Annotated in this window: 10 protein-coding genes; 5 read left to right on the forward strand and 5 right to left on the reverse strand. The window is 63.9% G+C overall.

The window, feature by feature from the left end; all coding sequences use genetic code 11:
* Nucleotides 1–19 precede the first annotated feature (19 nt).
* A complete protein-coding gene (locus tag V1293_RS07565; RefSeq protein WP_334508122.1) occupies nucleotides 20–1,210 on the forward strand; it encodes a GNAT family N-acetyltransferase in 1,191 nt (396 codons plus the stop codon).
* A gap of 450 nt (nucleotides 1,211–1,660) precedes the next feature.
* Here V1293_RS07565 and V1293_RS07570 read toward each other — a convergent pair whose 3' ends face one another.
* Together V1293_RS07570 and V1293_RS07575 are read right to left on the reverse strand one after the other, a co-directional pair.
* A complete protein-coding gene (locus V1293_RS07570) occupies nucleotides 1,661–2,821 on the reverse strand; it encodes an IS110 family transposase (RefSeq protein WP_334508123.1) in 1,161 nt (386 codons plus the stop codon).
* Nucleotides 2,822–2,903: 82 nt separating this feature from the next.
* Nucleotides 2,904–5,168: a GumC family protein gene (locus V1293_RS07575; RefSeq protein ID WP_334508124.1), complete on the reverse strand. Its 2,265-nt coding sequence runs from the start codon at nucleotides 5,166–5,168 to the stop codon at nucleotides 2,904–2,906.
* A 286-nt stretch (nucleotides 5,169–5,454) separates the two neighbouring features.
* On the opposite strand from V1293_RS07575, the gene V1293_RS07580 reads away from it, so the two are divergent.
* The 3 genes from V1293_RS07580 (at nucleotide 5,455) to V1293_RS07590 (ending at nucleotide 9,696) form a co-directional block, all read left to right on the forward strand.
* Nucleotides 5,455–6,588, forward strand: coding sequence for a glycosyltransferase family 4 protein (locus V1293_RS07580; RefSeq protein ID WP_334508126.1), 1,134 nt, complete (start codon nucleotides 5,455–5,457; stop codon nucleotides 6,586–6,588).
* A 139-nt stretch (nucleotides 6,589–6,727) separates the two neighbouring features.
* Nucleotides 6,728–8,254, forward strand: coding sequence for an undecaprenyl-phosphate glucose phosphotransferase (locus tag V1293_RS07585; RefSeq protein WP_334516652.1), 1,527 nt, complete (start codon nucleotides 6,728–6,730; stop codon nucleotides 8,252–8,254).
* Between the two features lie 173 nt (nucleotides 8,255–8,427).
* On the forward strand, nucleotides 8,428–9,696 hold the full coding sequence (locus V1293_RS07590; RefSeq protein WP_334508128.1) for an O-antigen ligase family protein: 1,269 nt from the start codon (nucleotides 8,428–8,430) through the stop codon (nucleotides 9,694–9,696).
* Between the two features lie 27 nt (nucleotides 9,697–9,723).
* On the opposite strand, the gene V1293_RS07595 is transcribed toward V1293_RS07590, so the two are convergent.
* From V1293_RS07595 to V1293_RS07605, 3 genes are all read right to left on the reverse strand, one after another.
* Complete coding sequence (locus V1293_RS07595) at nucleotides 9,724–10,905, reverse strand: saccharopine dehydrogenase family protein (RefSeq protein ID WP_334508130.1); 1,182 nt, start codon at nucleotides 10,903–10,905, stop codon at nucleotides 9,724–9,726.
* 124 nt (nucleotides 10,906–11,029) lie between these two features.
* A complete protein-coding gene (locus V1293_RS07600; protein ID WP_334508131.1) occupies nucleotides 11,030–11,812 on the reverse strand; it encodes a DUF169 domain-containing protein in 783 nt (260 codons plus the stop codon).
* A gap of 71 nt (nucleotides 11,813–11,883) precedes the next feature.
* Complete coding sequence (locus V1293_RS07605; RefSeq protein ID WP_334508133.1) at nucleotides 11,884–12,687, reverse strand: YdcF family protein; 804 nt, start codon at nucleotides 12,685–12,687, stop codon at nucleotides 11,884–11,886.
* A gap of 156 nt (nucleotides 12,688–12,843) precedes the next feature.
* Here V1293_RS07605 and V1293_RS07610 point away from each other — a divergent pair, with 156 nt between their 5' ends.
* Nucleotides 12,844–13,785 (forward strand): acetamidase/formamidase family protein, encoded by a 942-nt coding sequence (locus V1293_RS07610; RefSeq protein WP_334508135.1) that lies wholly within the window; start codon nucleotides 12,844–12,846, stop codon nucleotides 13,783–13,785.
* Nucleotide 13,786: the final 1 nt, after the last annotated feature.

Genomic DNA, 13,786 nt, shown 5'->3' on the forward strand with positions numbered 1-13,786 from the left:
ATATAGCACGGGCTCTGCGATGACCATAGCTGCCGCGATTGAAGACCGGACGGCGGATGCTGGAACGTGGTCGAAGGCGAACCGCATCGCCGGCATCGACATCGTCCGCGATCTCGCCGCCGCGGAAGGCATCTGGCGCAGCCTGGAACGCGCGCAAACCTCTTTCACGCCGTATCAGCGGTTCGACTTCCTCAGCCCCTGGCAGCGGCAGGTCGGCGAGCGCGAAGGCCTCATTCCCTTTATCGTGATCGCCTACGACGCGGAACGCCGTCCATTGGCCCTGCTCCCGCTCGTGCTCAGGCACGCCTACGGCGCGCGTTGCGCCAGTTTCATGGGCGGCAAGCATTCCACCTTCAACATGGCGCTGTTCGACCGCGATTTCGCCGCAAGCGCAACGCAAGCCGATCTCGAAGGCCTGATATCGGCGATATCGCAGCGATCCGAAGCCGACGTCCTCACACTGCATCAGCAACCGGTTCGCTGGCGTGATCTGCGCAATCCGCTTGCCTTGCTGCCACATCAGCCGTCCGCCAATGATTGCCCGCTCTTGGTGATGGAGCCCGGTGCCGCGCCCGCAGCGCTGGTCAGCAACTCGTTCCGGCGCCGCCTCAAGGGCAAGGAACGCAAACTGCAGTCCCTGCCCGGCTACCGCAGTCACGTCGCGTCGTCACAGGCTGACATCACGCGGCTGCTCGACTGGTTCTTCCGCGTCAAGCCGCTGCGGATGGCCGAACAGAAGCTGCCGAACGTCTTCGCCGATCCCGGCATCGAGGATTTCATCCGCGGCGCCTGCACCGCGCCGCTCGCGGGCGGCAAGCATGCCATCGATATCCACGCGCTGGAATGCGACGAGGAAGTGATCGCAATCTTTGCCGGCGTCGCCGACGGCCACCGGTTCTCGATGTTGTTCAATACCTACGCGATGTCAGCGAATTCGAAGTACAGCCCCGGCCTGATCCTGATGCGCGACATCATCGATCACTATGCCGCACAGGGTTATCGCGCCCTCGACCTCGGGATCGGATCGGACGACTACAAGCGGCTGTTCTGCAAGAGCGACGAACCGATCTTCGACAGCTTCATCCCGCTCAGCCAGCGCGGCAAGCTCGCCGCCAGCGTCATGTCGGGCCTCAACCGCACCAAGCGGCTGGTGAAGCACAATCCGGCGCTGTTCGAAATGGCGCAAAAGCTGCGCAGCGCGTTCGGCTAGATCTGCATCAGAAATGTAGGGTGGCAAAGGCGCGCTTGCGCCGTGCCCACCATCTATCCGATTTCAAGTCGTTGAATGGTGGGCACGCTTCGCTTTTGCCCACCCTCATATGAGGGCTTTTGAGTCAAGCATCCCGACGGGGCTTGGATGTGATTTTTACGTTCGGTGGAGCGGCGGCGCGCGGAGCCATGCGTAGCGCAGCGTGCCGCCGCGGTCGGTGCGCTCAGGGAGTGGCTTCCGGCGATTTATGCAGCAGCTCACTGCATCACCTCATATCCGGTCGGACCGCTGTCGTCCGTACCCACATTCCGCATGCATGCGGCAAGGAAGCCACGAGGATGAGACCCATCTACGAAACAGCCTGTTTGCTGGCCCAAGGGTGGCACGGTCATCATCCATCCCGCGCTGACCGCGGCAGATGCCGCGACGCTGACGCGTTCGTTGAAGGGGTTACACCTTTATCGTCTTGAGCACCGCGCCGTCGGGCACGAGGCCGGTCGTGAGATAGCGCCAGAGCGCCACCACCAGCTTGCGCGCCAGGGCGACGATGGCGACGCGCTTGATGCGCTTGCCGGCATCGAGCGTGCGCTTGCGGTACTCCAGCGTCAGCTTGCTGTCCGGCTGATGCCGCAGCCACAGCCAGGCCAGTTCGATCGCGGCACAGCGGGCGCGTGGATTGCCCGCCTTGCTGATGCCCTGGTCGCGATCGATCCCGCCGCTCTGCCAAGGACTGGGCGTCAGACCGAAATAGCTCCCGACCTCGCGCCGGTTGCGGAAGTCCTTGTAGAACACCTCGCTGGTCAGCGTCGTCGCGAACGCCGGACCGAGGCATTTGAGGCGGCGCAACAGCTCGCTGCGTTCGGCCATCTGCGCCGCCGCGGGGGTTGGATCCGCCTGGGCCGGTGTCTTGGCGAGCGCATCGAGACGCTCCCGCACCAGCATCAGCCGCGCGTGCTCGTGCCTGATCTCGCTCAGCATCTGCGGCGGCACCGCCTGGCCTTGCCAATCCCGCTGCATCGCCAGCCAGCCCAGCCAGCCGCGCCGGCGCGGGTTCCCGATCGCCATGCCCAACAGCCGCAGCAGCGCCTTGATCCGGTTGGTGTGCCCGGTTTGCTCCTTGACCAGCCGGTCGCGTTCGCGGCTGCCGCGGCGGGCATCCTCCTGCTCGGCAGAAGGCACCCGGACAATCCGCACCACCCGCGGCTCGCCGCGTAGAAACGCCATCAGCGTGCGCAGCATCCGCTCGCCATCGATCCGGTCGGTCTTCACGCGCCGAGCCCGCTGATCCACCGCAATGCTCGCAGGGTCAAACACGTAGTTCGTGATCCCGGCCGCCAGCAGAAGCCGGTGCAGCCAGAACCCGTCGTAGCCCGCTTCGTAGCAGCTCACCACCGCCGGAACCGCTCCCAGCGCCCGGGCCGCCCGTTCCCGAACCCGATCGATCAGCGCCAGCAGGTCGGCATGATCGCCACTCTCCAGCTTATGGTGGGATATCTTATCCTTGTCCGGACTGTGCAGCGTCACCAGCCAGCTCTTCTGGCTCAGTTCGATCGCAACGAAAATTGTGCCACAATGGCCGGCGGTGGGCGTGCCTACGGTCGATGCTTGCATCTGACTCTCCGATGGTTCGAGTGTGGAAACCCAAACCTACCGGAAGGGCTCGCTCACCGCCCCATGGAATCTACGAATCCTATTACGCCGCTACCACGCGCGGGCCCGGCTCGACCGCGTGTGAATTCTGGCACGGCTTGCTCAGCATCGTCACTTCGGAGAAGCCGACCGCCCTGAGCTGGTCGCACATCAGCGCGCGCGCGTCCTGCGCCATCGAGGCTTCGGGCACCACGACCGCCCGCGCCTGTGACGTCAGCAATTCGGCCGGCAGATCGGAGGCCGTGCCGGCATCCAGCAGCACATGGTCGTAGACCCGCAGCAGCGCGTCGATCGCGAGCGTCAACCGCGGCGATTGGAGCTGCGCGCGGTCGAAACCCGGGCGTCCGGCGCTAACCAGATGAACGCGCGACAGCCGGTCCTTCGTGATGATTTGCGAAAACGACGCCTCGCCCTGCATCAGTTCGGCAAGCCCGGGCGCGACCGGATCGGCCGTCGCCGCGGCAATCGTCGGCAAGGATGCCACGAGATCGACGACCACGACTTTCGCCTGCTGCGCCATCAGCCGCGCCAGCGTCAGTGCGGTTAGCGTGATGCTCTCGCTCGATGCCGTGCCGAGCACGGTCACTTTGCGCACGCCTGCCCCGACCAGGACATCCGCCAGCTGCTCGATTTCACCTATTTCCACCACGGAATCCATCCGGGGGGAATCTACCCTGGGCTCGATCAGCACCGGCTCGGAAATGTCGTCGGTTTCGACGGTTGGCGCTGCGGGAAGCTCGGGCGCGATCGCCGGCGCGCGCACCGGTTCCGGCAGAGAAGCCGAGACAAAGGTGGGCGCAGCCTCAGGCTCAATTTCCCGCGAAAACGCAACCGCGGCCCGCGGCGCGGTCATGCGCAAGAGTTCGCCGGTCGCAATCGCACCGGAGGTGAGCAGCAACGTCGCCAGCGTCGCGATCAGCACGATCGGCAGCTTCTTCGGATAGGCCGGCGTGTTGGAGACGGTGGCACGCGAAATGATGCGGCCATCGGCCGGCGCCGCCTCGATGCTCTCGCGGGCGCTGGCCTCGCGGTATTTGGCGAGATAGGATTCCAGCAGGTCGCGCTGCGCCTTGGCCTCGCGCTCGAGCGCACGAAGCTGCACATCCTGACCGTTGCTGGAGGACGCCTGCTTCTTCAACTGATCGAGGCTGTTCATCAGGCCTTCGACCCGGCCGCCGGCGAGGCGCGCGTCATTCTCGAACGAGCGCGAGATCTTGCTCGCCTCCTCGCGCAACTGACGATCGATATCGGCGAGCTGCGCCTTCAGTTCCTTGATGCGGGGATGGCCGCCGAGCAGGGTCGACGACTGCTCGGCCAACTGTGCGCGCAGCGTCACCTGCTGCTCGGACATGCGCCGGATCGAATCGGAATTGAGCACTTCGGTCGCCTCGATCGGCCTGCCGCCCTGAAGCATCTCCTTGATCAGCCGCGCCCTTGATTCCAAATCCGATTTCAGTGCGCGGGCGTTGTTTAACTGTGTATTGAGCTCGCCCATCTGCTGGTTGGAGAGCGTGGTGTTGTTGGTGCCGACAAACAGGCTCGACTTGGAGCGGAAATCCTCGACGCGAGACTCGTCTTCGGCCACCTTCTTGCGCAGTCTTTCGATTTCACCCGACAGCCACTGGCCTGCCGACTTAGCCTGCTGCTGCCGCGCATCCTGCTGCAACACCAGATAGCCTTCCGCGATCGAGTTGGCGACGCGCGCGGCAAGTTCAGGATCGCGCGACTGGAATTCGATGACGATGACGCGGGACTTGTCGACGGCATAGGCCGTGAAGCGATCGTAATAGGCTTCCAGGACACGCTCTTCCGGCGTCAGCGAGAGCGGGTCGCGTCCGATGCCGACCAGGGCCAGCATTGATTTCAGCGGCGAAAACCCCTGCAGCACCGGATCGAATTCGGGGCGCTCGGCAAGCTTGTTCTTCTTGATGATCTCACGGGCCAGGTCACGCGACTGCACCAGCTGCACCTGACTGGTCACGGCTTCCGCATCGAGCGCGCTGCGCTCCTCGTTGCGCTCGCCGGTCGGACGCAGGAACACGTTCTCGCGGCCATCCACCAGGATGCGCGCTTCCGACTTGAACCGGGGGGTGATCATGTTGACCGCGGCGAGCGACGCCACCAGCGCCAGCACCGTCGGGACGATGATCAAGCTTCGCTTGCGCATCAGCGCCTGGCCGAGCGCATGCAGATCGAGATCGCCGGATTCGGAAGCGGCGACGGGCTTCGGCGCCGAAGGCGCGGGCCTTGCCATCGCCCGCTGCACTACCGGCTTGTCCTTGCCTGCACGCCAGAACGCCAAACGCATCGCAAACTCCCGCGGACGCAACTGCTGGTCCACTCGACCTGACTGACTACACTTCATTATGGTTGCCGCTGGGTTAACTTGCCCTGTTCGAGCCCAGAAATGGCGGCCCGTGCACGCCCGGTCATTTTTTGTTAACCATCAAAGCCCTTAATCGCGGCAGACTTTTTCAGGACTCCCGTAATGCGTGGCGTATTTTTCCCAACTCCATGTCTGGTTGCTGCGCTGGCGCTTGCGGGCTGCATGGGACGGGCCACGCCGGCCGCGTTCACATCTGAAGGCGGTCTCGATGCCTCTCGTTGACGGTCAGCCGCTTCGGATCCTGCACGCCACGCGCGCGCCGGTCGGCGGCATTTTCCGCCATATCCTCGATCTCGCCAACGGCCAGGCCGACCGCGGCCATCACGTCGGCATCATCGCCGACAGTCTCACCGGCGGCGAGCGCGCCGAGCAGGCGCTGGCGGAAATCGCCCCGCGTCTCAAGCTCGGCGTTCACCGCACGGCCATTCGCCGCGAGCCGCTGCCGACCGACATGCTCGTCTGGGCCCGATTCCAGCGCATGATCGGCCAACTGAAGCCGGACGTGCTGCACGGTCACGGCGCCAAGGCCGGCGCCTACATGCGTTTGCGGACCGCTTCCCGCGACAGGATCCGGGTCTACACCCCCCATGGCGGCTCGCTGCACTATCCGCTGTCGACGCTGAAGGGCAGCATCTATGCCCGTGTCGAACGCGCGCTGATGAACGATACCGACCTGTTCCTGTTCGAAAGCGCGTTTGCGCGCGACACCTATCAGCGCACCATCGGCACACCGAAGGGGCTGGTGCGATGCGTGTTCAACGGCGTCACCGCCAATGAATTCGACGCGGTCGTGAAGGCCGATGACGCCACCGACCTGATCTATGTCGGCGAGTTCCGGCATATCAAGGGCGCCGACCTCCTGATCGACGCGGTGGCGCGGCTGCGCGCCGGCGGCCGTCCGGTGACGCTCACGCTCGCCGGCGACGGCGAGGAAAGCGAAAGCCTCAAAGCCAAGGTGCAACAGCTCGGCCTCGGCGAGGCCGTGCGGTTCATCGGCCACGTCAAGGCGCGCTACGGCTTCTCCAAGGGCTCGCTGCTGGTGGTTCCCTCCCGCGGCGACTCGATGCCCTATGTGGTGATCGAGGCGGCGGCTGCAGGGATTCCAATGGTCGCCGCCAATATCGGCGGCATCCCCGAGATTTTCGGCCCGCACGGCAATGCCTTGTTCGCTCCCAGCAACGCCGCCGCCATGGCCGACGCCATCCAAACCGCGCTGAAGGATCCGGCAGCGGCGACGGCGCGGGCGAAATCGCTGCGCGAGCGAATCTTCATGCATTTTTCGCAGAAGGCGATGGTCGAGGGTGTCTTTGCCGGTTACCGCGACGCGTTTGCCAATCGTTAACCGTTCTTTACCAACGTAACCGTTTCTTCCGATTTGTCCCGTAAGCCGTTTGTGTGGGGAATTCCGCACCGGCAGGCACGTTCCTATGTGCATGCTCCAGAACGGACGTGGACCAGTGGAACCGATTAACGCACGCTCGATGTTCGACTCCGCGGCAACGGCCGCGATGACCGCCACCGCCGATCGCCCGCAGATCGAACGGCGCCGCAGGCTTACCCCGGCCGCTATTGCCGTCAGCAACCAGAAAGTCGGCCGCGCCTATTCGCCGATCGTGATCGCGGGCGCGGTTCGCGTCATCGATTTTGCGATGCTCAGCGCGATCGGCGTCGCGCTTTATTTCGGATATGTCGTCCCCCTCTCCGGCTTCTACTGGGAATTTCTCGCGGCGATCTTCGGCGTGGCCGCAACGGCCGTGATCTGCTTCCAGGCCGCCGACATCTACCAGGTGCAGCTATTCCGCGGCCATCTTCGCCAGATGACCCGGATGATTTCATCCTGGGCGTTCGTGTTCCTGCTGTTCATCGGCGCATCCTTCATCGTCAAGCTCGGCAGCGAAATTTCGCGGCTCTGGCTTGCGGCGTTTTTCTTCAGCGGCATTGCGGCGCTGGTGACCGGGCGGGTGTTCCTGCGCTCGCTGGTACGCAGTTGGGCCCGTCAGGGCCGGCTCGATCGCCGCACCATTATCGTGGGCGCGGACGAGAACGGCGAGCAACTCGTCCAGGCGCTCAAGACCCAGGATGATTCCGACATCGAAGTGCTCGGCGTGTTCGACGACCGCAACGACGACCGCGCGCTGGATACCTGCGCCGGCAGCCCCAAGCTCGGCAAGGTCGACGACATCGTCGAATTCGCGCGCCGCACCCGCATCGACCTCGTGCTGTTCGCGCTGCCGATCTCGGCCGAGACCCGCATTCTCGAGATGCTGAAGAAACTGTGGGTGCTGCCGGTCGATATCCGGCTTTCAGCCCATACCAACAAGCTGCGCTTCCGCCCCCGCTCCTATTCCTATCTCGGCGAGGTGCCCACCCTCGACGTGTTCGAGGCGCCGATCACCGATTGGGACCTGGTGATGAAGTGGCTGTTCGACCACGTCGTCGGCTTCGTGATCCTGGTGCTGGCGCTGCCGGTGATGGGACTGGTCGCGCTCGCGGTCAGGCTCGACAGCCCCGGGCCGGCGCTGTTCCGCCAGAAAAGATTCGGCTTCAACAACGAGCGCATCGACGTCTTCAAGTTTCGCTCGATGTACCACCATCAGGCCGACCCGACCGCCTCCAAGGTCGTGACAAAAAATGATCCGCGCGTCACCCGCGTCGGGCGCTTCATCCGCAAGACCAGCCTCGACGAACTGCCGCAGCTCTTCAACGTCGTGTTCAAGAGCAACCTCTCGCTGGTCGGCCCCCGCCCCCACGCCGTGCAGGGCAAGTTGCAGAGCCGGCTGTTCGACGAGGCCGTCGACGGTTATTTCGCGCGCCACCGCGTCAAGCCGGGGATCACCGGCTGGGCCCAGATCAACGGCTGGCGCGGCGAAGTCGATACCGACGAGAAGATCCAGAAGCGCGTCGAGTTCGATCTCTACTACATCGAGAACTGGTCGGTGCTGTTCGACCTCTACATTCTGCTCAAGACGCCGCTGGCGCTGATGACCAAGAGCGAGAACGCGTATTGAGTTGAGGGAAGCCCCACCCGTCATTGCGAGCGGAGCGAAGCAATCCATCGCGCCGCACTGGGATAGATGGATTGCTTCGTCGCTATCGCTCCCTTGCGCAAACGCTTCACGTTTGTCGCAGGCAATGACGAGGCTAGAAGTTCGATTGTTTTGTTGCGTTGCGTGAGTGTGTAATGGCGTATGCGGCGACAGCCGGGGGATCGCTCCCATCGATGACGGCCGCGCCCGGCGTGCTCGCGCTTCAGCGCGCGCTGGTATGGCTGGTCGGTGCATGCGGCGCCATCGTCTTCATCGAACCCAGCCCTTACGAATTGGCGACGCTTGCCGCCGCGCTGGTCTTCTTCGCAACGGGGTTACGGATGCGGCTGGTGTTTGTGCCGCTGTTGTTGCTCCTGTTGCTGATTAACATCGGCTACAGCATCGCCGCGGTCGCGGTGATGGACCGGCCCAACGTCCCTAACTGGATCGCGACCTCCTGGTACATGGCGGTCACGGTCATCTTCTTTGCGATGGTCATCTCCGAGGATGCCGCGGCGCGGCTGGACATGCTTCGGCGCGGCCTCGTCGTCGGCGCCGTGATTGCGGCGCTCGCCGGGATCGCGGGTTATTTCAATCTCGTCCCCGGCGGGCGTGATCTGCTGACGCTGTACGACCGCGCCCGCGGCACCTTCAAGGATCCGAACGTATACGGTGCGTTCCTGATCCTGCCGGCGCTGTTCGCGCTGCAAAGCATCGTCTCGGACAAGTTCGGCAAATCGCTGCGCAGCGCCATCGCGTTCGGCATCATGTCGCTGGCGATCCTGCTGGCGTTCTCGCGCGCCGCGTGGGGCATGCTCGTCATCACCTCCGCCGTCATGCTGGCGCTGATGGTGCTGACCAGCCGCTCGCAGTCGCAGCGGTCGCGCATCATCATCATGGCGCTGGTCGTGGTGGTGCTCGCAGCCGCGCTGGTCGCGGTGCTGCTGTCGTTCGATTCGATCGCGCAGCTATTCAAGCAGCGCGCCAGTTTCGACCAGAGCTACGATGAGGGCCGTTTCGGCCGTTTCGGCCGCCATATCCTCGGCGCGGAGATGGCGCTCGGGCTGCCATTCGGCATCGGGCCGCTGCAGTTCAACCGCTACTTTCCCGAAGACACCCACAACTCCTACCTGAACGCATTCATGTCGGGCGGCTGGCTATCCGGCGTCTGCTATCCGGCGCTGGTCTTCGTCACGGTGCTGACGAGCTTCCGGTATGTCTTCGTCCGCGTGCCCTGGCAGCCGACCTATCTGGCAATCTTCGCGGCCTTCCTCGGCACTGTCGGCGAGAGTTTCATCATCGACACCGACCATTGGCGGCATTTTTGGATGATGCTGGGCACCATGTGGGGCATGTTCGTCGCCGCCGAACGCTGGAAGGCGGGCGCCGATTCAGGGTTCAAGGCACCGCGCGGCATGGCCTAGCCGTCACGCCGCGCGGCTGTGCAGCTCCTACTTTTCAGCCGCAAACGTCAGGCCGGCATGATCGACCAGGCGCGTGATCAGCTTGTGCTGCATCGCCGCCCCCGGCGTCCAGATGCCGGCGGGCACATCCGGCATATCGCGCAGCAGGCAGATTGCGCACTCCGAAATCATCTTTGACGTCGAGCCGTAGCCGGGATCGCGATCGCCCTTGACTACCGCGCGGGCCTGACGGCCATCCGGGGCAATCGCCACGAACAGCAGATCATACATGCCGTTCTCGCGTTCTTCCTTCGATGGGCCCTCGCCGGGCTTCGGCCCGCCGGAGCCCATTTTTTCCGCGGTATTGGCCGTGGCGATGGCCTTGGCTTTGGCCTCGCCCTGTTCGCCGGGACCGGTCAGCATCATTTCGTCGTAGACAAAGTCCTTCCCGTACGGAAAGCCCATCAGAAGGTTGGAGCGATGAACGTTGCGTGTGTTGATCGTCGCCATCACGAACGGGGTCGTCCAGGACTCGAGCTCCTGGTCGAACGCCGGCCGGTTGCCCGGCGGCTGTTTCGGGCCTTCGAAACCCGGCGTCAGCGCGAACGGGCTCCTCAATAGCGGCACCATGCTTGGATCATTCGCCGCGGCTGCGAAAGTAGCCCGCATGCTGGCGGCAGTGCCGCCGGAAAACGTACCGCGCATGTCGCGGACGCGACCCTTGACGCGGCTGGCCGGCGCTCCGAATATCTTCTTTGCTTCCTCCTGCGCGCAAAACACGCCGAGTTCGAACGGTAGGGAATCGAAGCCGCAGGAAAACACGACCCGCGCGCCCGACGATTTCGCCGCCGCTTCGTGCGCCTCGATCATCCGGCGCATCCAGACCGGCTCGCCGCAGAGATCGAAATAGTCCGCGCCAGAGTCAGTGCACGCCGCGACGAGGTCGGAACCATAGAGTTGATACGGACCGACGGTCGAGATGATGGACTTGGCCTGCGCCACCATCGCTTTCAGCGAGGCTGGATCGCTGGCATCGGCCACGATCAGCGGCGTATCGGCCGGCGCGCCGATCGCGTCGCGAACGGAGGCGAGCTTGTCCTTGCTGCGGCCGGCCATCGCCCATTTGAGGGTGGCGTCGCCCTTGTAATGCGTCGCGAGATATTCGGCGACGAGCTGGCCGGTGAAGCCGGTGGCGCCATAGACGACGATATCGAATTTCGACGAAGACATACCTGAATTTCCTTTAGTACTTCTCGTCATTGCGAGCGGAGCGAAACAATCCATCTCTCCTGTTGCAGCAGCATGGATTGCTTCGCGCCGCTCGCAATGACGGTTTCCTTTTGCTTTCGCAAGCCTATTTCTTCGCGTAGGACACGCCCATCCCGGCGCGAACGTCGGCCTGGATGCCATAGGGCGCGATCGGATAGCGCAAACCGTTCTTGGCAAGCTGCTTCATACCGACAACGGCCTTGGCAAGATGCTCAGGCTTCAGCGCCATCAGCATCTCTTCGTCGGGCACGCCGCCATAGCGCCGCTCGGCAAAGCACGGCAGCGAGAGCGACGGCTCGCCGGTCTTGAGCGCCCTGCCCCAGGAATCCGCGCACGCCGTCTCGCCGACCACGCCCCATTCGAACTTCCTGTAGCCGGTATATTGCAGGCCGTTGATCAGGATAATCATCTGCCCGGGCGTAGCGTAGACCAGGCAGATGTCGGGCGGGTTGAGCCGGCCGCTGGTGAGCGGGCTCACCGCCATTGCCTGGTACCGGCCGAAGGGCACGACGTCGAGCGCTTCCTGGCGCTTGCGCGCATCCTCGGCCGTGCCGTGCCAGACGCCGACATAGTTTTCGCCGGCGAGAAACTTTTCGTCCTGCGGCGCCAGCCCGATGACCGCGCGGCATTGCGCGCCGACGAGATCGTCACCGGTGATGCCGACTGTCCAGCCGAGCCGCGAGGCCATGCTGACGATCTGGTCGGTGGTATGCACTGCCGAGGGACGGCGGATCTTCGGGATTGCGGTCATCTCCTCGACGCGGGCAAACATCTTGATGCCGATCACCGTCGTCTTCAGGCGAAGCAGACTGTTGAGGTCGGCCACCATGCCGGCCAAATCGAACGCTTCCGGCGTCTGCTGTTGCATGGCGTCAACTCCCAAATCGGCGCGGTGAACAAGCGCGTTGCTTCGATTGTAGCGCGGATGCCTCTCCGCTTCTACTTCGCCGCCGGACCCGGCAGCAACTCATCGATCTTGCCGGTGGCCCAGTACGCAATGAGACCCATCCATTCGCGTATCGCGAGGTCGGTGCGCGCCAGCCCTTCGACGGCGACGTTTGAAAGCGCCATCAGGTCATCGCGGCCGCCGACGCGCCAATCGACGGGATAGGGCTCCACCGCAAATCCCGCTTTTCGGAACAAGCCGACCGATCGCGGCATATGAAAAGCAGAGGTCACCAGCACCCATCGTTCGCCGTCCCTCGGCTTGACCAGCGCCTTGGAGAACTCGGCATTCTCCTTGGTGTTGCGCGATCCCCGTTCCATGATCAGACGCGACTTGTCGACGCCGAGGCTTTCGAAGATAGCGCCGGCGAAATCGGCTTCCCTGGCATCGTTGGAGACGAGGTTCGCGCTGCCGCCGGAAAACAGCACGCGCGTGTTCGGATATCGCCTCGCCAGCGCGGCGGCCGCGATGATCCGGTCCGGCGCGCCCCGAACCACCGGCGTATTGTGCGCGACGGAGAGATCGGCCTCGATCGAGGCGCCGAGCACGATGATGCCGTCAGGCGCGCCGCGGGCGGCGTCCCATGATGGGAAGCGCTGCTCCAGCGGATAGAGCAAAGCTTTTCCGAGTGGCGACAGCCCGCAGATCACGAGCAGCAGCACGGCCGCTATCACGAGCTTGCGGCCGAGCGATGCAAAGCGCGTCACCATCAGAATGGCGCCGACGAACCCGATGGCGATCAGAAAATTCGTCGGCAACAGCAGGTAGCCGAGCGTTTTGGAGAGAACAAAAAACAAGGGGAAGCCTCGGAATTGACCGAACTCGTCATACGCGGGCTTGACCCGCGTATCCATCTATCTTCACAAAAGCCTTGTTTGAAAAGTGATGGATTGCCGGGTCAAGCCCGGCAATGACAAATAGACTACAACATCGCCGGCAAGAAAGCCCTCCTCATGCCCCACCATCACCTGGATTCCAGCCCCGAAACCTGCCACTGGGGCTTCTTTGAAGCCAAATTGAAACCCGTCTTGACCATCGCCAGCGGTGACGAAGTCACCATCGACACCGTGAGCGGCGGCCCGGATGTCGTGCCGGACCGCAGCAGGTTTCATGTTCCTCCCGAGCTTGCCGACATTCACGCCCGGAGCGAGCGCATGGTGCCGGGCCACATTCTCACCGGCCCGGTTGCGGTTGCCGGCGCTGAACCCGGCGACGTGCTGGAGGTCGACATTCTCGATGTCCAGCTCCGGCAGGACTGGGGCTACAATCTGATCCGTCCGCTATCGGGCACCCTGCCCGACGATTTCCACGAGACGCGGATCCTGAACATTCCGCTCGACCGCGAGCGGATGGTGGGCCGGATGCCATGGGGCCTCGATCTGCCGCTCAAGCCATTCTTCGGCGTGATGGGCGTGGCGCCGCCAGCCGCCTGGGGCCGCATCACCTCGCTGATCCCGCGCGCGATGGGCGGCAACCTCGACAACAAGGAATTGGGCGCCGGCGCCAAACTGTATCTGCCGGTATTCGTGCCGGGCGCGCTGTTCTCCTGCGGTGACGGCCACGGCGTGCAGGGCGATGGCGAAGTCTGCGTCACCGCGATCGAGACCGCGCTGCAGGGCCGATTTCGCCTGACGCTGCGCAAGGATCTGCAGCTCGGCTATCCCCGTGCGGAAACGCCTGATCATTACATGACGATGGCGATGGACCCCGATCTCGATCAATGCGTGGTGCGTGCGTTGCGCGACATGATCGTGCTGCTGGGCGAAAAGCGCAATCTGTCACGCGAAGACGCCTACACGCTGTGCAGCCTTGCCGCCGACCTTCGCGTGACGCAAACCGTCAACGGCTCCAAGGGCATTCACTGCATGATCGCGAAGACGGTCGTACACGGCTGAC

Source organism: Bradyrhizobium sp. AZCC 1693 (assembly GCF_036924745.1).
Taxonomy (GTDB): domain Bacteria; phylum Pseudomonadota; class Alphaproteobacteria; order Rhizobiales; family Xanthobacteraceae; genus Bradyrhizobium.

Excerpts from the sequence above, each read along its gene's own strand:
- V1293_RS07565 (WP_334508122.1), top strand. The coding sequence starts at position 20 with ATGACCATAGCTGCCGCGATTGAAGACCGGACGGCGGATGCTGGAACG.
- V1293_RS07570 (WP_334508123.1), bottom strand. The coding sequence starts at position 2,821 with ATGCAAGCATCGACCGTAGGCACGCCCACCGCCGGCCATTGTGGCACA.
- V1293_RS07575 (WP_334508124.1), bottom strand. The coding sequence starts at position 5,168 with ATGCGTTTGGCGTTCTGGCGTGCAGGCAAGGACAAGCCGGTAGTGCAG.
- V1293_RS07580 (WP_334508126.1), top strand. The coding sequence starts at position 5,455 with ATGCCTCTCGTTGACGGTCAGCCGCTTCGGATCCTGCACGCCACGCGC.
- V1293_RS07585 (WP_334516652.1), top strand. The coding sequence starts at position 6,728 with ATGTTCGACTCCGCGGCAACGGCCGCGATGACCGCCACCGCCGATCGC.
- V1293_RS07590 (WP_334508128.1), top strand. The coding sequence starts at position 8,428 with ATGGCGTATGCGGCGACAGCCGGGGGATCGCTCCCATCGATGACGGCC.
- V1293_RS07595 (WP_334508130.1), bottom strand. The coding sequence starts at position 10,905 with ATGTCTTCGTCGAAATTCGATATCGTCGTCTATGGCGCCACCGGCTTC.
- V1293_RS07600 (WP_334508131.1), bottom strand. The coding sequence starts at position 11,812 with ATGCAACAGCAGACGCCGGAAGCGTTCGATTTGGCCGGCATGGTGGCC.
- V1293_RS07610 (WP_334508135.1), top strand. The coding sequence starts at position 12,844 with ATGCCCCACCATCACCTGGATTCCAGCCCCGAAACCTGCCACTGGGGC.